The organism is Halomonas sp. ALS9 (assembly GCF_001651035.1).
GTDB lineage: Bacteria > Pseudomonadota > Gammaproteobacteria > Pseudomonadales > Halomonadaceae > Vreelandella.
On record NZ_LXRG01000076.1, the window covers coordinates 42292 to 61460 of the forward strand.

At 55.4% G+C, this 19169-nt stretch carries 15 protein-coding genes; 4 read left to right on the forward strand and 11 right to left on the reverse strand.

Annotated features, from left to right (window positions below):
• The first annotated feature begins 7 nt into the window (after window positions 1–7).
• Window positions 8–811: an indole-3-glycerol phosphate synthase TrpC gene (gene trpC, locus A6R74_RS06375; protein ID WP_064233622.1), complete on the forward strand. Its 804-nt coding sequence runs from the start codon at window positions 8–10 to the stop codon at window positions 809–811.
• A 10-nt stretch (window positions 812–821) separates the two neighbouring features.
• On the opposite strand, the gene A6R74_RS06380 is transcribed toward trpC, so the two are convergent.
• The 7 genes from A6R74_RS06380 to A6R74_RS06410 form a co-directional block, all read right to left on the reverse strand.
• The gene (locus A6R74_RS06380) at window positions 822–3962 is read right to left on the reverse strand and encodes an efflux RND transporter permease subunit (RefSeq protein WP_064233623.1); all 3141 of its coding nucleotides are present in this window, start codon (window positions 3960–3962) and stop codon (window positions 822–824) included.
• Window positions 3963–3979: 17 nt separating this feature from the next.
• Window positions 3980–5074, reverse strand: coding sequence for an efflux RND transporter periplasmic adaptor subunit (locus A6R74_RS06385; RefSeq protein WP_064233698.1), 1095 nt, complete (start codon window positions 5072–5074; stop codon window positions 3980–3982).
• A gap of 103 nt (window positions 5075–5177) precedes the next feature.
• On the reverse strand, window positions 5178–8279 hold the full coding sequence (gene ydiJ / locus A6R74_RS06390) for a D-2-hydroxyglutarate dehydrogenase YdiJ (RefSeq protein ID WP_064233624.1): 3102 nt from the start codon (window positions 8277–8279) through the stop codon (window positions 5178–5180).
• Between the two features lie 102 nt (window positions 8280–8381).
• Window positions 8382–8972, reverse strand: coding sequence for a DUF4202 domain-containing protein (locus A6R74_RS06395; RefSeq protein ID WP_064233625.1), 591 nt, complete (start codon window positions 8970–8972; stop codon window positions 8382–8384).
• Between the two features lie 168 nt (window positions 8973–9140).
• Window positions 9141–10388 carry a dicarboxylate/amino acid:cation symporter gene (locus A6R74_RS06400; protein WP_064233626.1) on the reverse strand — a complete coding sequence of 416 codons (1248 nt, stop codon included), beginning with the start codon at window positions 10386–10388 and terminating at the stop codon, window positions 9141–9143.
• A gap of 303 nt (window positions 10389–10691) precedes the next feature.
• Window positions 10692–10970, reverse strand: coding sequence for a type II toxin-antitoxin system RelE/ParE family toxin (locus A6R74_RS06405; RefSeq protein ID WP_064233627.1), 279 nt, complete (start codon window positions 10968–10970; stop codon window positions 10692–10694).
• Window positions 10967–11251, reverse strand: coding sequence for a type II toxin-antitoxin system RelB/DinJ family antitoxin (locus A6R74_RS06410; RefSeq protein ID WP_064233628.1), 285 nt, complete (start codon window positions 11249–11251; stop codon window positions 10967–10969). The genes A6R74_RS06405 and A6R74_RS06410 overlap by 4 nt, the downstream gene beginning before the upstream one ends.
• A 311-nt stretch (window positions 11252–11562) precedes the next feature.
• Between A6R74_RS06410 and serS the strand changes: the two genes are divergently transcribed.
• Window positions 11563–12840, forward strand: a complete 1278-nt coding sequence (serS, locus tag A6R74_RS06415; RefSeq protein WP_064233629.1) for a serine--tRNA ligase — start codon at window positions 11563–11565, stop codon at window positions 12838–12840.
• On the opposite strand, the gene A6R74_RS06420 is transcribed toward serS, so the two are convergent.
• Window positions 12785–13639: an SIMPL domain-containing protein gene (locus A6R74_RS06420; protein ID WP_064233630.1), complete on the reverse strand. Its 855-nt coding sequence runs from the start codon at window positions 13637–13639 to the stop codon at window positions 12785–12787. The two genes, serS and A6R74_RS06420, sit on opposite strands and share 56 nt — an antisense overlap.
• 218 nt (window positions 13640–13857) lie before the next feature.
• On the opposite strand from A6R74_RS06420, the gene A6R74_RS06425 reads away from it, so the two are divergent.
• Window positions 13858–14955 carry an AI-2E family transporter gene (locus A6R74_RS06425; protein WP_064233631.1) on the forward strand — a complete coding sequence of 366 codons (1098 nt, stop codon included), beginning with the start codon at window positions 13858–13860 and terminating at the stop codon, window positions 14953–14955.
• Between the two features lie 104 nt (window positions 14956–15059).
• Here A6R74_RS06425 and trxA read toward each other — a convergent pair whose 3' ends face one another.
• Window positions 15060–15383, reverse strand: coding sequence for a thioredoxin (gene trxA, locus A6R74_RS06430; protein WP_064233632.1), 324 nt, complete (start codon window positions 15381–15383; stop codon window positions 15060–15062).
• A 513-nt stretch (window positions 15384–15896) separates the two neighbouring features.
• Here trxA and cysB point away from each other — a divergent pair.
• The gene (gene cysB, locus A6R74_RS06435) at window positions 15897–16871 is read left to right on the forward strand and encodes an HTH-type transcriptional regulator CysB (protein ID WP_064233633.1); all 975 of its coding nucleotides are present in this window, start codon (window positions 15897–15899) and stop codon (window positions 16869–16871) included.
• Window positions 16872–16880: 9 nt separating this feature from the next.
• On the opposite strand, the gene A6R74_RS06440 is transcribed toward cysB, so the two are convergent.
• A complete protein-coding gene (locus A6R74_RS06440) occupies window positions 16881–17501 on the reverse strand; it encodes a phosphoadenosine phosphosulfate reductase domain-containing protein (protein WP_064233634.1) in 621 nt (206 codons plus the stop codon).
• Window positions 17502–17660: 159 nt separating this feature from the next.
• Window positions 17661–19016 carry an aminodeoxychorismate synthase component I gene (gene pabB / locus A6R74_RS06445; protein ID WP_064233635.1) on the reverse strand — a complete coding sequence of 452 codons (1356 nt, stop codon included), beginning with the start codon at window positions 19014–19016 and terminating at the stop codon, window positions 17661–17663.
• Between the last annotated feature and the right edge of the window lie 153 nt (window positions 19017–19169).

A 19169-nucleotide genomic window follows, 5' to 3' on the forward strand; every position in this document is an offset into this window, starting at 1 on the left:
GATCATCATGACTCAACAGGCAACGCCGACTATTTTAACGCGCATTCTGGCTCGCAAAGAGCAGGAAGTGGCCGAGCGCCGTCAGGCCGTTTCAGAGGCAGATCTGCTCGCCCTCGGGAAGCAGCAAAGCGCACCGCGTGGCTTTATCGATGCGCTCAACACGCGCATTGCGGAGGGGGATCCGGCCATCATCGCCGAGGTGAAAAAAGCCTCGCCCTCAAAGGGAGTGATTCGTGAAGAGTTTCATCCTTCGGATATTGCCAAAAGCTATGCCCAGGGCGGCGCGGCCTGTTTGTCGGTACTCACCGACGCGGACTTTTTTCAGGGACACGAAGACTATTTGATTGCTGCCCGTGATGTCTGCACGCTGCCGGTGATTCGCAAAGACTTTATCACCCACGGCTACCAGGTCAGTGAAGCGAGAGCGATTGGCGCGGACTGCATTTTGCTGATCGTGGCTGCACTGGACGACGCACAGCTACGCGACCTGAACCAGCAGGCTATTGCGTTGGGTATGGATGTACTGGTCGAAGTCCACGATGCGGACGAACTAGAGCGGGCCTTCGCGCTTGATCTAAAGCTAGTGGGTATCAATAACCGTAACCTGCACACCTTTGACACCAGCCTGAATACCACCCTTGATTTGCTGCCACGTATTCCCGAAGGCGTCACGGTGATTACCGAATCCGGCATTCATACCCGCGATGACGTTGAACTGATGCGCGACCATAACGTCAATGGCTTCCTGGTTGGCGAAGCCTTTATGCGCGAAAGCGATCCCGGCCTAGCGCTTAAGCGGCTGTTTTTCTAACCCACAGCTTTTAGTTCGCCTTTTTGGTTTTCCAACTGAGCACGGCAACCGTAAGGGCGGGCAGAAAAGTAACGGTGACGATAGCCGTGCCGAGTAGTCCGAATAGCACAATGGCACCGACGCCGCGGTAAAGCTCGGTGCCTTCCCCCGGTAGAAATACCAGCGGTGAAAGGCCGCACAGGGTAGTGAGAGTGGTCATGGCGATAGGCCGTAGGCGGCTTTCCACTGCCTGCTGAACGGCTTCACGAACCCCCATGTTCGCCGTGCGTAGATTCTCCCTCGCCTGATGCACCACCAGTATCGGGTTGTTGACCACCGTGCCCATCAAAATCAAAAAGCCCAGCATAGTAATCATATCGAACGGCTGACTGATGGCATTTAAGCCTATTTTTGGCAGCTGAGCGCCTACGCTGTTCATCAGCCAGAGCCCGACAATCCCGCCCGCAGCGCCTAACGGAATGGTGGCCAGAATCAGTAGCGGGTAACCCCAATGGGCAAAAATTGCCACCAGCAGCAGATACACAATCGCCAGCGCAATCAGCGCATTACCGGTCAGCGCCTGGCGAGTGGCGTCTAACTGATCGCCCGCACCGCTCACGGTGACATTGATGTTGGCGGGCAGCTCGCCTTCATCGCCTAAGTAGTCGATCACCTCACGCTGCATCCGCTCGATGCCGGCTTCCAGCGCCACGCTGCGCGGTGGAATAACGTCCAGGGTGACACTGCGGCGACCATCTACTCGGCGTAGCGTGGCGGTGCCGACCGTTTCGCGGATTTCAGCGAGGGTATTGAGAGGAACGTTAATGCCCGACGGGGTGTGAATTGGCAGAGTAGCCAGGGCATCCAGGTCAATATCGCCTGCTTCGGGGCCGTACCCGTAAAGATCGATTTTCTCGTCGTCGAGATAAAAATCATCCAGGTAGGCGCCGTTGGTAAGCACCGCCACGGTGGTGCCCAGCTCGCCGGTATCTATGCCAACTTCGGCGGCGCGCTCCCAGTCAGGGTAAATTTCAATCAGCGGCTGGCCAAGGTCTAACGCAGAGGGGCGCGACTGAATGCGCGGGTTGTCGAAAACCGTCTGGGCGCGCTGGTAAATCGCATTGGCGGTAGTATAAAGCTCGTCTAAATCATTGCCCGCGATATCCAGGGTAATACTGCGCGTCCCACCATCATTGCTGGAGATAATCGAGCCGCGGGCGGCGAAAGCGCGCATATCCGGGTACTGTTCATAGCGCTGGGTGAGGGCGTCCATCAAAGCGTCGATATGGGTGGGGTCGATGGTTTCCGCAATAATGCGCAGGCTCTGGGCTTCGGCCTGAATGCCCATGGTGCGAATCGGTGGAACATCGGTGTCGCCACGCTCGAAGCCTTCAGGATCGGCGCCTACATGGGGTTCAAGCTCACGCTGCAGGGTTTGGGCAATGGCATCCATGGTCGCCAGGTTATAGCTCGCCGGGGCGTTCATGCTGGCAAAGGTCTTGGCCTCTTCACCTTCGGGCAGGTACTCCGCGGGAGGCGTTAGCCAGATAAAAATCGCAAAGCCCCCGGCAATCCCCATTACGATAGCGAGAAAACGCCGAGCAGCCGTACGAACCATGTTATCCACTACCCACAAGCAGCCGCGTACCCAGCGTGGAGACGACGTCGAAGCGCTCTCCTTGCCGCGAAAATCGATATGCGCACCGAGAGTGGGAATTACCGTGATCGCCACTACCATCGAGACAATAATCGAGGTCGAGATGGCCACGGCGATATCGGAGTAGAGCTGACCAGCCTCCTGCTGGATAAAGAAGATCGGCACAAAGACTAAAATAGTCGTCAGCGTAGAAGCCAGCACGGCGGGCCATACTTGCTTAACGCCCTCCAGAGCCGCTTCAAAGCGGGCCAGCCCACGGCGGCGCTGAGTCTCGATGCTCTCCAGTACCACGATGGTGTTATCAATGGTCATGCCAATGGCAAAAGCAACGCCCGCCAGGGAGATAACGTTGAGCGTGCGGCCTGCCAGTAGCAGGCCTAGAAAAGCAGCGATGGTGCAGATTGGGATACCGATCACACCAGCAAACGTGGCGCGCGCCGAGCGTAGAAAAGCGTACATCACTAGGGTGGCAAACAGCGCACCCAGGCCCAGGTTGACCCACACATTGGCAATGGAGGACTCCACGTAGCGCACGTCGTCGTTGGAGAGCGTCATACGCATACCCTGCTCCAACAGCAGCCCGTCGTTCAACGCTTCTACTTCTTCCAGCATGGCGCGCTTGATATCGATGACATTGGCGCCTGGCTCCCGGCGAACCTGCACGCTAAGCACCGGGTCGCCATCCGAGTTGTACGCTCGCGAGGTGAGTTCGGCATAGGATTGGCGCACCTCGGCGACATCGCTCAGTCGGGTGACCGCGTCGCCTTCGCGGCTGAGGATCAGCGCTTCTAGGCTTTCAACATCCTCAAAGCGGCCCACGGTACGCAGTAAGTAGCGGCGCTTGCCACTCTCTAAGTTGCCGCCAGAAACATCCTGGTTGCGCGCCTGCAGGGCCGCTTGAATATCGCTAATGCTCAACGCGCGAGCGGCGAGCGCCTCTGGGTCGATAAGAAGCTGCATTTGCCGTTCGGCGCCACCGGACACCGTGACCTCCGATACGCCCGCAACGCTCTCCATGCGTGGGCGCACGTTATCTTCCAGGTAGTCGCGCATGGCCGGCATATCGAGCTGGCGCGGGTTGCCTTCCCGTGGGCCAACGTTAAAGTACATAAAGGCGTTAGCGGAAAAAGAGTTGGCGACAATGCGCGGTTGATCGACGTTGTTGGGATAGGAGGGTACTTGGCTAAGCGCATTGTTTACCCGAATCAAGGTTTCGGTGAGATCCACTCCGAACGGGAACTCCAGCTCGATTTCGGCGCTGCCGCTGCTGGCGGTGGACTCCATACGCTGCAGGTTGGGCACATTGCGCAGGAACTCCTCCTGCTCGATCAAGATGTCTTTTTCAATATCCTGCGGTGTCGCACCCGGCCACTGGGTCTCGATGCCCACTACGCGGGTTTCCAGGTCGGGGATCATCTGCACCGGAATACGCCAGATGGCAGCGATACCTAGAATCAACAGGATCAGCGTAATCACGCTAACCAAGATGCCGTGACGGATAATAGCGGCAAACATAGCTGAGGGCGGCTCCTTTAGTCGTCGCTCAGGGACACGTTTTGCCCCTCTTCAAGGCGTTCGTTGCCGACGACAATGACACGGTCACCCGCCGATAGGCCCTCGTTGATAGCGACTTCGCCCTGGTGGCTGCTACCGATCTCAACCCGCTGTTCAAACGCCCGCCAAGTGTCCTCTTCTTGACGGGCGTCTTGACGGGCGTTTTGGCGGGCGATCCAAACGCTGACACTGCCATCCGGGCGGCGGATTAACGCATCCCGCGGCACGCTGGGGCCACTTTCGCCGTTGAGCTGCAAGCGGCCTTCCACCGCCATGCCCGGTAGCATTTCCAGTGGCTTTTCAGGTACAGCACGGAGCAGAAACTGCCGTGAACTGGCATCAAGCGGAATGCGTGCAACGGTTCGTGCCGAGAGCCATTCATCACTGCCTTCCAAACGCACCTCTAGCTGTGAGCCCTCAAAGCGCTGATAGGCGGAGAGCGGTACCGAGAAATCTAAGCGAAGAGACACTAAATCGACCAGGGTGAGCAGGGTGTCGCCAGGGCTAACCCACTCACCGATATTGCTCTCCCGCTGAGTGACCATGCCGTCAAAGGGCGCACGGACTTGATGACGCTCAAGCTGTAGCTGAGTAAGGGCGTAATCCGCTCGGCGGGCTTCAAGAGTGGCCTGCGCCGCTGCTAATCGGCTTTCACGCTGGCGGCGCTCGCTGGCGGCAAAGTTTTGCGCTGAAAGTTGATTGGCCTCGCTCACCAAACGTTGGGCTTCGTTGCGATCGACTTCTGCTTGAGCCAAATCGGCGCGGGCGCGCTGGCTTTCTAGCGTGATATCGCGGGTATCAAGTGAGAGCAACGACTGGCCTTGAGTCACCCTGTCGCCTATTTCAGCCGTTAATTCAATGACTTGGCCTTCTTCAGCGCTCGACAGCTGTGAGGTTTGCGGGGCGCTGACGCTGCCGGTGAGCGGCAATACGTCTACTCGGGGAGTATCTTCAACCACCTTGGTTTCAACGCGGCTTTGCTGAGCGAGGGCCGTGGCCACGAGGCTTAGCATTAGGGTTATTATTAGCACAACGCCAGCGCCCAGGCGGGCCAGGGTGGGGGAGAGAGGCAACAAGAAGGCTCCTGAAAACGAATCAATAAGTCGGGCGACAGTTTTAACACTATCGCCCGTTAGTCATGTCAACGTTATACAAGGTTCAATGTGTGTACAAATTTTAGCGGCGCTTTAACGCTAACAACAGGGCTTGTAGTGGGTGAGGCAGCACTTGATTCGAGAAACGCTTTACCTGACTGCGGCAGGAGTAGCCGGTCGCCAACAGCTTGTCCGCGTTGGCATCGGCCTCTACCTGGGGCTGCCAGGATTGGGCGTAGATCTTTTTTGAGGTGGCGGCGTTGCGGGTTTCGTGGCCGTAGGTGCCGGACATACCGCAGCAGCCAGTGGCCATTAGCTCAAGCTCTAAACCAAACGCCGCAAAGACTTGCTGCCACGCTTTGGGGCTGCCCGGCGCGTTGGTCTTCTCGGTGCAGTGGGAAAGCAGCTTAAAGCCCGGGTCGGTGAGCTTAAGCTGACTGGGCGTCAGGATATTGATGCGCGTCGCCAGCCACTCCTGCAGCATGAATACTTCTGGTACGGCCTCATTGCCAAGCGCTTTAACGTACTCCTGGCGATAGGTCAGCGTCATCGCCGGGTCGATACCCACCATGGGAATATCAAAACGGGCCAGGGTGCGCAGCCGCTCGGCCTGCTTGGCAGCGGTGCGCTCGAAGGCGCCCAAGAAGCCCTGCACTTGAAGCGGTTTGCCGTTCGCGGAGAAGGGCATCACAAACACGCGCAGATTGAGGCGTGACAGCAGTTCTACCACGTCCATCACCAGCTTGGCTTCAAAGTGGGTTGTAAAGGCGTCCTGAACAATAATCACGCTGTTGGCGCGCTGTTGTTCGGTTAATAGCGCCAGCGAGAGCGGCGTTGCCTCGGCAATGCCCCAGGCCTTCAGCTGTTTCTTAACGCTGGCACGAGAGAGGGCGGGGGAATCGCTCATGCCTAAGGTGCTGCGCATTAGTTTTTCCACCCAGCGCTGACCAATCACCGCGTTATATAGCGGCACGGCCTTGGCCAGGGTGGGCAGCATAAACTCGGTGCCGCCAATCACGTAGTCGCGCAGCGGGCGCAGGTAGCGGCCGTGGTAGACCTCTAAAAACTGCGAACGGAACTGGGGCACGTTGACCTTGATGGGGCACTGACCTGCGCAGGATTTACACGCCAGGCAGCCCGCCATGGCGTCGTAAACCTCGTGGGAGTAGTCATGGTGTTGCTGGCGACTTAGCGTGTTCGCCACCCGCAGCGGAAAGCGTTTAATAAAGCCCCAGCCGCCTTCGGCTTTCTTCTTGCGTGACTCTTCTACCACATCAATCCCCGCCTGGGACTGCAGGCGCAGCCATTCGCGGATCAGGCTGGCGCGGCCTTTGGGCGAGTGGCGGCGATCCCGGGTGGCCTTCCATGAGGGGCACATGGGGTCGTCAAGGTCGTAGTTATAGCAAGCGCCGTTGCCATTACAGTAGACCGCGGCGTCGTAGGCTTGCCAAGCGCGCTCGTCGATGGTGCGGTCGAGCTGGCCGCGCATGGGTACGCCGTCAATGGTCAACAGATCAGGGTCACTATCCTTGGCAATGAGGTCACTGCTCTCGGAAGGCGTTGCGATCTTGCCGGGATTAAGCTGGTTAAACGGATCAAAGGCGGCTTTGACCCGCTGTAGGCTGGGGTAGAGTTCGCCAAAGAACTTGGGCGCGTACTCCGAGCGCACGCCCTTACCGTGTTCGCCCCACAGCAAACCGCCGTATTTTTGGGTAAGCGCTGCCACTTCGTCAGAGACCGCGCGAATCAGTTTCTCCTGTTCGGGATCCTTCATATCGATGGCCGGGCGAACGTGCAATACCCCCGCATCTACATGGCCAAACATGCCGTAAGAGAGCCCGCGGGCATCCAGCGCGGCGCGGAACTCGGCGATAAAGTCCGCCAGATGCTCAGGCGGCACGGCGGTATCTTCCACAAACGGTATCGGGCGCTTCTCACCCTGGACGTTGCCGAGCAGGCCCACCGAGCGTTTGCGCATGGCGTAGACTTTCTGAATCTGCCCGCGCCCTTCGGCCAGGGTGTAGCCCAGCCGCTCGACGCTGGTGTCTTGGCTCAGTTGTTCGATAAATGACGTTACCCGTTCGGCGAGGGCGCTTTCATCGTCGTCATTAAACTCGATCAGGTTGATGCCGCGAATCGGCGCGTTTTCGGTTGCCGGAAAGAATTCCGCCACGCTGTCCCAAACAAAGTCCTCTATCGCCAGTTGCAGCACGGTGTCGTCGATGGTTTCGATAGAGGTGGGCCGAGCGCTGGCGGTTTTCAGCGTTTTGGCATCGCGTAGCGCGTCCATAAAGCTGGTATAGCGCACATTGACCAGCGTCGAGTGCTTGGGAATCGGCAGCACATTCAGCACCGCTTCGTTCAAAAAGCCCAATGAGCCTTCCGAGCCGCACAGCAAGCTGTTGAGATTAAGCTGGCCTTCATCAGTGCGCAGGTGTGCTAAATCGTAGCCGGTTAAACAGCGGTTGAGCGGCGGGAATGTTGCCGCAATCAGCTCGCGCTGCTGATCGATAATCTCGGCGGCAGTGGTATGCACACGGCCTAGAATCCCTTCCTGCTGGCGTTCGGTCTGCTCTTCGTCCGAGGTTAAAGCGCGGCTGTGCAAGTGCTGGCCGCCGATCAGAACGGTATCGAGTTCCAGTACATGGTCGCGGGTTTTGCCGTATTCGCAGCTGCCCTGGCCGCTGGCATCGGTGGAGATCATGCCGCCAAGGGTGGCGCGATTGGAGGTGGAGAGTTCTGGGGCGAAAAACAGCCCATGGGGTTTTAGCGCAGCGTTGAGCTGGTCTTTGATCACCCCGGCCTGGACGCGTACCCGACGGTTTTCAACATCAATGTTAAGGATTTGGTTCATATGGCGGGAGATGTCCACCACAATGCCGTCTGTCAGCGACTGACCGTTAGTGCCGGTGCCGCCGCCGCGGGGCGTTAACACAATCCCTCGATGGGTGGTTTGCGCGGCCAGCCGGGTCAGGCGCTCAAGATCTTCTGCGTGCTTGGGGTAAACCGCCGCCTGGGGCAAGCGCTGGTAAATCGAGTTGTCGGTTGCCAGCACCGTGCGGTTGGCATAATCGGGGGCTATTTCGCCCTCAAAGCCGCGGGTTTTGAGGGCTTGCAGAAATCGCAGGTAATCTTTGCCCAAACGTTCAAACGGGGCGGTACGGGTATCCAAGGATGCAATCATAGTTGATCAAGCCGTCAGTGCCGGGGGCGCAATAAAAGAAGACCGCTACTTTACCGCAGCGGCTGCCCGGCTGCATCTCACGCTAGCGCTTTACTCCACACCTTATTCCGCCCCCAGGGCCTCTTTTACCAGTGCTAATGAGGCGTCAGTCATTGGCAGGGTTAGGGCCAACTCGTGGGCGCGGGGTGACATTTTGCGCCAGGTCATCTGCACAATACGTACCATGTGGTCGTGCTCAATCTTGCGCGAGAAGTCGGCAAAGTAGTTCTCTAGAAACACTAGGCAGGCACAATCTTCCAGCGCCTGCACGTCGGGGTCGCGGCCCAAGCCTTTTTTGCCAATCATTGTTTTGGCTCGGTTGGCGTCTTCGTCACTGTAGCCAGCCTCCCGCATCAACTGGGCGGTGGTATCTCCAGCGCGCTTGCCCTGGTCGCGCCGCCAGGTTAAATAACCCACGCGTCCTTCAGGATACTCTTCCCGCGGCACCAGCCAGCGCTGCAAGTGCTGGGCGCGAACGGCTAAGCGCAGCACTTCATCCGGTGCGTTATGCACATGGTCTAGCCAGCCGCTCATGCGCTGAGCATAGGCCAGTTCCTGGGGCATGGACGTGCCATCAGCAAGCATCGTGGAACGTGGATCTTCAGCATGCAGGGCATCGATGGCGTCGAGCGTTTGATCAAAAGCGGTAGGCATGGCAGCGGTGCTCGGCTAGAAAGTGGTCGACAATAGAGACTAGGTTGCCGAGAAACCGCGCGAATCACAACTGCTGTATTAGAAGAAAAGGGTATCAAGGAGGGTAGCAGCGCCTGCTGCTATTCACTGCTCGCAGCAGGCGCCTGTTCACATGCTTAAATGCTAGCGTTAGCGACGATTGTAGATTTCTTCGTTGAGCTCACCCTCGCTTTTACCCACCAGGGTCGTCACCATTAAATCGCCGGCGACGTTGACGCTGGTGCGTGCCATATCAAGAATACGGTCAATCCCAGCGACCACCGCGATGGCTTCTAACGGCAGGCCAACCTGCGCCATCACAATCGAGAGCATAATCAAGCCCGCGCCCGGTACGCCCGCCGTGCCAATGGAAGCCAGCGTGCCGGTGGCAACAATCATGCCGTAATCCATCATGCTTAAATCCGTGCCGGTCATTTGGGCAATAAATAGCACCACTACGCCCTGATAAAGCGCGGTGCCGTCCATATTGATAGTGGCGCCCACGGGTAGCACGAACCCGGAAACCCCTTCGGACACGCCTAGGTTCTTCTGCGCACAGCGGATAGAGACCGGCAGAGTGCCCGCAGAAGAGGCGGACGAGAACGCCACCACAATAGCGTCCAGGCTGCCCTGTAAATAGCGCATAGGATTTAGCCGACCCAGTAGCGAGATAAAGCCTGAGTAGATTACTAGCACGTGCAGGATACTGGCCAGGTATGCCACGCCAATCAGTTTGGCCAGCGGTAGCAGTATCTCTAAACCGTACTGGCCGGAGACGTGGGCAATTAAGCCAAAGACGCCGAACGGGGCGAAGGCCATTACAATGCCAGTGAGCTTGTACATCGCCTCGGCAAAGCTATCGAACACCTTCATCACCGGCTCGCCTTTATCGCCAATCAGCGTTAGCGAAATCCCCAGGCCAATGGCAAACACAATGATCTGCATAATGTTGCCGTTGGCCAGGGCGTCCAGCGGGTTGCGCGGCACTAAATTTACCAGGATAGAGACCAGTGATGGTGCTTCGCTGGCGGCCACCTCAGAGTCAAAGCTTAATTCGACGCCCACGCCCGGTTGCAGCAGGGTTGAAAGTACCAGGCCGATGGAAATAGCAAAGGCGGTAGTGATCAGGTAGAGCGTGATTGTACGTGCGCCAATCCGGCCCATTTTCTGAGGGTCGCGCATGGAGGTAATGCCCACCACCAGGGTGGAAAACACCAGCGGCACAATCAGCATCATAATGGCGTTTATAAAAATATCGCCAAGCGGCTTAAACACGCTGGCGGTGTCACCCAGCAGCGCGCCTGCCAAAATACCCAACGCCAAACCCGCGAGAATCTTCTTCCATAGTGCGATTCGTCGCCACCAGGCAAACTTTCCTTGCTGTGCTGTTTCCTGCACGGCCTTTCTCCTGTCAAAAAGTGGGAAAATCTATTATTCAGCGATTCGCTAGTGGAATCGGCGGGCACTCTATCACTTTTGACTAATGGGCGGGGGTGGTTATGCAGAGCAGTCATAGCGCATGCGGTTGATTCGTACATTCTGCTTAGTTAGCGGCTGGCCATGGGTCTTAAAGCGTAGCTATTAAAATGGGGAGTTGAGATGCAGCGTGGTGAAGGGCACGCTTCTCGCCATAGTGATCAATAGAGGATAGCGCCTACTTATACGCTAGAAATATACCTATCTGCAGTCTCGTTGAGTCGATCACTCACTTGGAAATTTCTGTTTCTGATGAAGCACTCGCATGATGCGAATAGTGGGGCCATCGACCCAGTAGGAAATAATTATCGAGATCTCAGGGATGATAAGCAGCCTGCCTGGAATGCCATCTCGCTGCACGCCCATCAACGGTTGCTCAAGTAGGTTTTCAGCTTTAGTTTCAATAAGGTTATCGGTTTTCTCCGCCACCAAAGGGTTAAAGTCGTGAAGAAACTCGAAGATTACCTCCCGATCATTAAGCGATTCTTCTTCCCAAAAAATCATGGTTTAGCTCGGTGACGGATTTTAGCTTTGCGTTCAGCCATCTGTGCTTTTGCGCTTTCATGATCAATAAAGGAAGCTTGTCCCTCATCATATTTCTCAAACGCCTGATTAACTTGCTGTGTCAACCATGTATCGTGAGATAACACCTTGCGCTGTTGCTCAGCCAACTGCTCGGTAAATTCACGGCAGGCATCGCTAAGCGTACGCCCCTGGCTCTCAGCCATTTGTTGGCTTAAGCGTTTTGTTTCCTCATCGACACGAAACTGTATTCTGGTGTCCATGGTGAGCTCCAAACCAATATGTGTGTACGAATGTTAGCACAAGAATAGATAGCCAAGATATTTCAGTGAAGTTATAAACGTAGCTGCAAACTTCCAAGCAGCGCTTTGCGCTGCATCCGCGGGTGCTTACCACGCGCTACTCGGTTAGTGGTGCTACAGAATATCTTACTGATCTAACCTTTAATGCTGCTAAGCAAGTGCTGCGTGGCACCGCCCATAGCCCCCACCCGCGCTTTTGCCTACAATAGCTGCCTTTACGCACGCGCATCTGCGCGCTGCTTTTATTGTTTTCAGGCCAAGGGACAGGATTCATGCTCGATCCGAAACTGCTGCGTGGTGATCTTGACACGGTTGCTCATCAACTGGCCCGCCGGGGCTTTGTGCTTGATAAGGCGGTGCTACAGGCGCTGGAGTCGCGTCGCCGTGAGCTGCAAACGCAAACCGAGCAGCTGCAAAACGAGCGTAATATGCGCTCCAAAGCGATTGGTAAGGCCAAGGCTAACGGTGAAGATATTCAGCCGCTGCTGGACGAAGTCAGCGATTTAGGCGATCGCCTGGATAACGCCAAGAAAGAACTGGCCGAGGTGCAGGAAGAGTGGGACGACGCCATCAGCGGTATTCCCAACCTGCCCCACGAAAGCGTGCCGGAAGGCAAAAGCGAAGACGATAACGTTGAACTGCACCGCTGGGGCACGCCGCGGGCATTCGATTTCACGGTGCTGGATCACGTTGATTTGGGAAAGAAGTCGGGCTATCTCGATTTTGAGCTGGCGGCTAAAATCACCGGTGCTCGCTTTGCGGTTATGCGTGGGCCGATTGCGCGCCTGCACCGGGCGCTGGCCCAGTTTATGCTGGATACCCAAACCGAGCAGCACGGTTATGAAGAGTGCTACGTGCCGTATATGGTCAACCGTGATTCGCTCATGGGTACCGGCCAACTGCCGAAGTTTGGCGAAGATCTGTTTAGGCTGGACGATGAGCGCGAATACCACCTGATTCCCACCTCGGAAGTGCCGCTGACTAACTTTGTGCGCGATGAAATTGTTGAGCTGTCGGCCTTGCCTATGAAGCTTACCGCCCATACGCCGTGTTTCCGTAGTGAGGCAGGCTCCCACGGGCGCGATACCCGCGGCATGATCCGTCAGCACCAGTTCGATAAAGTCGAAATGGTACAGATCGTAGAGCCGGAGAAGAGCTACGCAGCGCTGGAAGAGATGCGCGGCCATGCGGAGGCGATCCTGCAGGCGCTGGATCTGCCGTATCGAGTGGTAACGCTATGCACGGGGGATATGGGCTTTGGGGCGACGAAAACTTACGATTTGGAAGTGTGGCTGCCCAGCCAGGAGACCTACCGGGAGATTTCTTCGGTGTCTAACTGCGAAGATTTTCAGGCTCGGCGCATGCAGGCACGTTACCGCCATCCGGATGCTAAAAAGCCGCAGTTGCTGCATACCTTGAATGGTTCAGGGTTGGCGGTAGGCCGTTGCCTGCTGGCGGTGCTTGAAAACCACCAGCAGGCGGATGGCTCGGTAACTATTCCTGAGCCGCTACGTCGCTACCTGGGCGGCGTGGAGCGTCTGGCCCTTTAAGCGCCCACTCAACGCTAACCCCGGCATCAATGCGAATGGTGCCGGGGCTGTAATCACTGGCGGCACCTGATTGGTTGGCAGCAGAATCGCTTTCTGCCCGCATTGCCATCATGCGTGGTTGGAAAATAGGCGATTGGGTCTCTTCAATGCGCTGCACATGGCCAAGTTCGGCCTCTAAGCTGTCAGCCATCAAGTTGGCCTTGTGCTGCGCTTTCTCTAGCGCTTTAACCAGTGCTTCGTCGGTGGCTGCATCACGGTCTTGCAGGTCAAACTGAACACCGTCCAGTGAGTTAACACCGGCGGCTATTAGCGCGTCTAATACTTGGCTTAACTGATCCAGGTCGGTGAGTTCGACGGTGATTGGGCGCTCAAGGCGCGTGCGCTGCAGGGTTTCATGCTCCCCGTCTTCTTTGCGTGGCCCTTGAACATGTTCAGGATAGACATTCAGTGAGCCCGCATTAATAGCGTTGCGTTCAAGGCCGGTGGCTTCCATCTGTTCGATTAATTCGCTGGCGCGGCTCTCCAAACGCTCGCGGGCATCGCTAAGTGCGCTACTATCGCTCTCTTCCAAGGTGGAAAGAGCGGGAGTATTCTCCCATAGCCGTGCATTTAAAGTGGCTTTGTCAGGCTCTACCTCCACCCATGACTGCGCTTGAACATGTAGGCTGGGTTGTGGCGGAGGGGGCGGTGAAGCGTGTGCTAAAGGCGCGCTTAGGAGTGCCAGCAGGGCACTGCCAAGCAGGCCGTAGCTTAGAAATTGAGAGCGCAGCCGCGGAGAGATAGGTGATATTGCTTTCATAGATGGCTTCCTTAATGAGCGGACAATCGTGCCGCTAGGTTAATACCCGATTTTAAAAAGCGGTTTCAAGAAGTTAGGGCAGACGAAGTTTGGAAGCCTAGAGGAAGAGAAAGTTCAGCACGGAAGAGTGGACGTAAAACAGTTGCTTATTATTTGCACGGTTTGTGCAATATGCCGAATACAGCCATTATATATGGACAACAAACTAGGGATAGGTTATGTCGAAATTGTCGGATGAAAATTACCGCAGCGTTCCGCTCCATGCCACCTTGGCCCTCGCCGCGCTGGTAGTGATTATTGCGGGCATGAAGGTAGGCGCGGACTTATTGGTGCCGCTGTTACTGGCGATTTTTATCGCAGTAGTGTGCACCTCACCTGTGCAGTGGCTACATCGGTGTGGCCTGAGCATGAGGGTATCGGCATTCCTGACCTTAATGGTGTTGCTAGGTTTTATATCGCTGATTGGCCTGTTGGTGGTCAATAGTTTCAGTACCTTTGTAACTGCCTTGCCCGATATTGAGTCGCGGCTTTACGAACAGTATTGGAATTTGCTCAATGCACTGTCTTCGCGGGGGCTGGCGATTAATCCTGATCAGATCAACTCGCTCTTCGAAGGGGAGGACGAAGGCTCCTGGATGCCCGCGCTATTGAGCCAGCTTGGCAACCTCTTCATGCAGAGCATTATTGTTGGGCTGCTGGTCATCTTCATGTTGTTTGAAACACTCAATGTGCGTGACAAGGTCTCTCGAGCATTGGAAAACCCCGCACCCAGCTTGAAACGCTTTAGCGAATTTAGTTTAACGTTGAAGCGTTATTTGGCCGTGAAAACAGCTATTAGCCTTGTTACGGGAATATTGGTTTGGCTCTCTTGCCTGATTATTGGCGTAGAGTTTGCGTTGCTGTGGGGGGTGTTAGCGTTTGCGCTAAATTTTATTCCCAATATTGGCTCAGCGCTGGCAGCGATACCGCCAGTACTGTTGTTACTGATTGCGCCGGATGGTGGCGCATTTCAGGCGATGCTGTTGGCTTCTGCCTATCTGGTGATCAACTTTTTGCTTGGAAATTTGATTGAGCCACGGGTAATGGGGCAGGCGCTAGGGCTATCTACCTTTGTAGCATTTTTATCACTAGTGGTATGGGGGTGGATCTTTGGGGCGGCGGGGATGCTGCTTTCAGTGATGCTGACAATGACGCTGAAAATTGCCTTGGATAGTCACCCAGAAACGCGTTGGATCGCGCGGCTGTTAGGGCCGGGAAAGCGTCGCGTTAAAGATGGTCAAGCAAGTGATGCTAGTCTGCCGCCGTGGAAGCGCTAAAGTGAAGGTAGCTGAAGTTCAGATAACTGAAAGTTAAGGTAAAGAGTTGTGAAAAGGCTACCGCCGACAGTGTCGGCGGTAGTTGTATTTTCTAGCTGCATTCATCAAGCATTTTGTTCGATGAACTGCGTCAGTTGTGATTTAGACTGCGCGCCAACCAGTGAAGCGACTTTGGTACCGGACTTAAACAGCATGACGGTAGGTACACCGCGCACGCCCTGTTCGGCAGCAATTTCAGGTGCGTCGTCGACATTGACGCTAACGACTTTCAGGCTATCTTGACGCTCGGAAGCCACTTCATCAACGACTGGGGCCATCACTTTGCACGGGCCACACCACGGCGCCCAGAATTTCATTAGCACAGGCTGGTCAGCGTTGAGGACTTCTTGCTCAAAATTGGCGTTGGTGACATCAACATTATTAGCCATTTGCTTCTCCGTTTGCGTTGCTCTTACTGTTTCGTTGCCTCAAATGGAGCAACGGTCATTACGCGATCAATTGGCGCTCGTTCACCACGCCTCATGTCTATCGCGATAAGCGTGGGCAGATGTTAGCGGGCGCGGAGGTTGCTGGCAAATTTCCTGCATAGTGAGTTAACTAAATAGCAGAAATTAATGAGTGCTGGTAGGGCGTTTTTTTTATAATATAAAGATATTATTATGATGTTTTTTATTCTATATGGTGCTGTAGAGTGTCGAATCGACAGCGCAACCTCCCAGACGCGATGAATAGCAGCGCTTGGGGTGTTGATTGAATGGGCTGACAAGGTTTTTTGAAAGGGTTTGTTGATAGGGTGTGTTGATAAGGTTTGTTGATAAAGTTTATCGAAAGAGCTTGTTGATAGAGCTAGTTGATAGAGCTAGTTGATAGAGCTTGTGGAAAGAGTTTGTCGATAGGTACGGCCTACATAGATCTGTTTAGAGAATAAATAAGGTGAGGATATGAAGCTACAGCAGCTACGCTATATCTGGGAAGTCAATCGACATAACCTAAACGTCTCAGCCACAGCGCAAAGTCTATTTACCTCACAGCCAGGGATTTCCAAGCAGATACGTTTGTTGGAAGATGAACTTGGCGTCGAGATTTTTGCCCGTAGCGGTAAGCACCTGACTCGGGTTACGCCTGCCGGGCAGTCGATTATCGACCTGGCCGGGCAGGTGTTGCGTCTGACAGAAAACATCAAGCAGGTGTCTCAGGAGCATAGCGATGAGCGCCGCGGTAGCCTAGCCATTGCCACAACTCATACCCAGGCTCGCTACGCGCTGCCCCCCATTATCAGCGAATTTACTCTGAAATATCCGGATGTGGCCCTGCATATGCAGCAGGGTACGCCCAAGCAGATCGCGCAGATGGTCAGCGAAGGGCAAGCCGATTTCGCCATCGCGACCGAGTCGTTAGAACTGTTTACCGATTTAGTGCTGCTGCCGTGCTATCGCTGGAACCGCTGCGTACTGGTGCCTAAGGGACATCCTTTGGCAACCCATGACGGCCCGCTAACCTTAGAAGCGCTCGCTGAACACCCGTTGGTGACCTATGTGTTTGGATTTACTGGCCGCTCGCAGTTAGACGACGCTTTTAAGGCCAAAGGCCTAACGCCCAATGTGGTGCTGACTGCCGCTGATGCTGACGTGATCAAAACCTACGTACGGTTGGGCATGGGAGTTGGCATTGTGGCGCATATGGCCGTGGATGAGGCGCTTGATAATGATTTGGTAGCGCTCGATGCTAGCCATTTATTTGCGAGTTCCACTACCAAGATTGGTATTCGTCGTGGCACTTTTATGCGCGGCTATATGTATGATTTCTTGGAGCGTTTTGCGCCTCACTTAACCCGTGACCGGGTCGAGGAAGCGCTAATGGCAGGCCCGCGTCACGAACAGACGCTGTTCGATGGCTTAGACCTGCCCGAATATTAAGTGGCGGGGTTAATGCTGTAAATGCAATCCGCATTCGCGCTTCTCTTCCACTTTGGTGGGGTCGAAGTAGTCGAAGTTGTCGGGCAGATTATGAGCCTGTAGGTACTGGTACATATCTTTAGCACTCCACTGCAGCAGCGGAGCCACTTTCAATAGGCCATCGCTGTTGCGGCTAACCGGCTGCATTTTGGCCCGCTCAGGGGTGTCTTCAGCGCGCAGCGCGGTAAACCATACGTCGGGCTGCATTTCACGCAGCGCGCGTTCAAAAGGCTCAATTTTGACTTCCTGAGTAAAGGCTGCGTGGCGTGGGTCGTCGATACCGGGCATAGGGCCTTCCAACGCTTCACGGTGGGCGCGGGTGCGCTGGGGAATAAAGCTCACCAGATTGAGATTGAGCTGTTTAATGACCTCGTCAGCAAACTGATAGGTCGCCTCAGTATTGTAGCCGCTGTCCATCCAGACAATGGGAATATCCGGGCGCACCTGGGTGACCATATGCAAAATCACTGCCTCAAAGGGTCGAAAGTTGGTGGTGCAAATAGGCCGCGCGCCCTGGGCAAGCGCCCACTCGACTAATCCTTGGGGGTTATTTGCGAAATCTCTGTTAATCGCTGCAAGCTCTGAGGACATGCTGCCTCCTAATCGGGAATTAAATGTCGGGAATTAATTATCGATAGTTAAATATCGAAAGTTAAATAATGCTGACTAGGCTACCAAACAGGAGGCAGCGAACCCCAATACCGTTTAGTTTGGCTTTTATATTCCTTTTTGATATAGAGCTCGCGCTGCTTATTCCAAAGCGCCAATTAGGTGACGAATTTTATCCAGCGTCTCGGTGTACTCTTCCTCCGCCTGGGAGTCTGCTACTAAGCCTCCGCCGCCCCATACATGCACTCTTCCTGCCTCGGCCACCATAGTACGAATAGCGATGGAGGTGTCCATGCTGCCGCGTACATCCACATAGCCTAAGCTGCCGCAGTAAACGCTGCGCTGGCAGGGCTCCAGCTCCTCGATGATCTGCATCGCGCGAATTTTGGGTGCGCCGGTAATTGAGCCGCCGGGAAAGGCCGCCTTAAGCAGTGCCAGTGGTGTGTAGTGGCTGGCCAGCGTTCCCTGCACCACGCTAACCAAGTGGTGCACGTTAGGGTAGCTCTCTAAGCGACATAGTTGCGGAACGCGAATGGAGCCTGGCTGACAGACTCGGCCCAGGTCATTGCGCAGTAGGTCGACAATCATCACATTCTCAGCGCGATCTTTAGTGCTGCTCATTAACTGTTCAGCCAGCGCCTGATCTTCTTCAAGCGTCGCGCCTCGCGGGCGGGTACCTTTTATCGGCCGTGTTTCGACCTCGCCGTTGCGGCACTGAATAAACCGCTCGGGCGAAAGTGACAGTACGGCCTTATCGCCCCAGGCCATAAAACCTGAATAGGGCGTGGGGGTTGCTTTGCGTAACTGTAGGTATGCCTGCCACTCATCCCCTTGGTAATCGGCATAAAAGCGCTGAGCCAAATTGATTTGGTAGCAGTCACCCGCCCGAATATAGCGCTGCACGGCGTTAAAGCGCTCGACGTACTCGGCATGGCTAAGTTCTGCTTTGAAGGTATCAGTTACTGCGAATGGGCTGGGCGGCACTGGCGTCTGGGTAAGCCAGCTCTCCACTTGCTCACGACGCTGCGAGGTGGCGATTAACCACGCCTGCTGAGCCATGTGATCCAGTGTGATGCACCAGTCGTAAAGCCCTAAACGGGCTTGGGGTAGTGTGACTGGGCTTTTCTGACCGCTTGGGATGGATAAGGTTTTACGACCAAGATCGTAGCCCCAGTACCCTATTAGGCCGCCTAGGAAAGGGAGTTCGCTGGTTTTATCAGGGATATCCAGTTGGTTCAGTAGCCACTGCTGAAGGGCAAAGGCATCGTTGACCAAATGCGCCGGCGGGCTAAGCTGATCCGACGCGATACTTGCTTCGCCATAATGACCAACTTCCAGCGTAGCAAGCGGGTCGCTACTGATGATATCAAATCGACCGGTGGCGACAGGGCGACCACTATCGAGTAGCACCGCGCCGGGCCTGGCACGCAGGCAGGCGAATATCCCCAATGGGTCGGGTGAATAGGGCAGGGCAGTTATCGTCAACGCCTTGATCATTAAGCAAACGCCTGGCCAGTTAGGGCGGGCCATTTTAGAGTGGCGTAGACGATGACACCAGCACAGGGCTTCGACGCCTTTCTCACGTTCGACCTTTATGCACTCCCATCTCGCAGAGCGCTAACGCTATTTGCCAGTAGCGCAATTCATATA

Excerpts from the sequence above, each read along its gene's own strand:
- trpC (WP_064233622.1), top strand. The coding sequence starts at position 8 with ATGACTCAACAGGCAACGCCGACTATTTTAACGCGCATTCTGGCTCGC.
- A6R74_RS06380 (WP_064233623.1), bottom strand. The coding sequence starts at position 3,962 with ATGTTTGCCGCTATTATCCGTCACGGCATCTTGGTTAGCGTGATTACG.
- ydiJ (WP_064233624.1), bottom strand. The coding sequence starts at position 8,279 with ATGATTGCATCCTTGGATACCCGTACCGCCCCGTTTGAACGTTTGGGC.
- A6R74_RS06395 (WP_064233625.1), bottom strand. The coding sequence starts at position 8,972 with ATGCCTACCGCTTTTGATCAAACGCTCGACGCCATCGATGCCCTGCAT.
- A6R74_RS06405 (WP_064233627.1), bottom strand. The coding sequence starts at position 10,970 with ATGATTTTTTGGGAAGAAGAATCGCTTAATGATCGGGAGGTAATCTTC.
- A6R74_RS06410 (WP_064233628.1), bottom strand. The coding sequence starts at position 11,251 with ATGGACACCAGAATACAGTTTCGTGTCGATGAGGAAACAAAACGCTTA.
- serS (WP_064233629.1), top strand. The coding sequence starts at position 11,563 with ATGCTCGATCCGAAACTGCTGCGTGGTGATCTTGACACGGTTGCTCAT.
- A6R74_RS06420 (WP_064233630.1), bottom strand. The coding sequence starts at position 13,639 with ATGAAAGCAATATCACCTATCTCTCCGCGGCTGCGCTCTCAATTTCTA.
- A6R74_RS06425 (WP_064233631.1), top strand. The coding sequence starts at position 13,858 with ATGTCGAAATTGTCGGATGAAAATTACCGCAGCGTTCCGCTCCATGCC.
- trxA (WP_064233632.1), bottom strand. The coding sequence starts at position 15,383 with ATGGCTAATAATGTTGATGTCACCAACGCCAATTTTGAGCAAGAAGTC.
- cysB (WP_064233633.1), top strand. The coding sequence starts at position 15,897 with ATGAAGCTACAGCAGCTACGCTATATCTGGGAAGTCAATCGACATAAC.
- A6R74_RS06440 (WP_064233634.1), bottom strand. The coding sequence starts at position 17,501 with ATGTCCTCAGAGCTTGCAGCGATTAACAGAGATTTCGCAAATAACCCC.
- pabB (WP_064233635.1), bottom strand. The coding sequence starts at position 19,016 with ATGATCAAGGCGTTGACGATAACTGCCCTGCCCTATTCACCCGACCCA.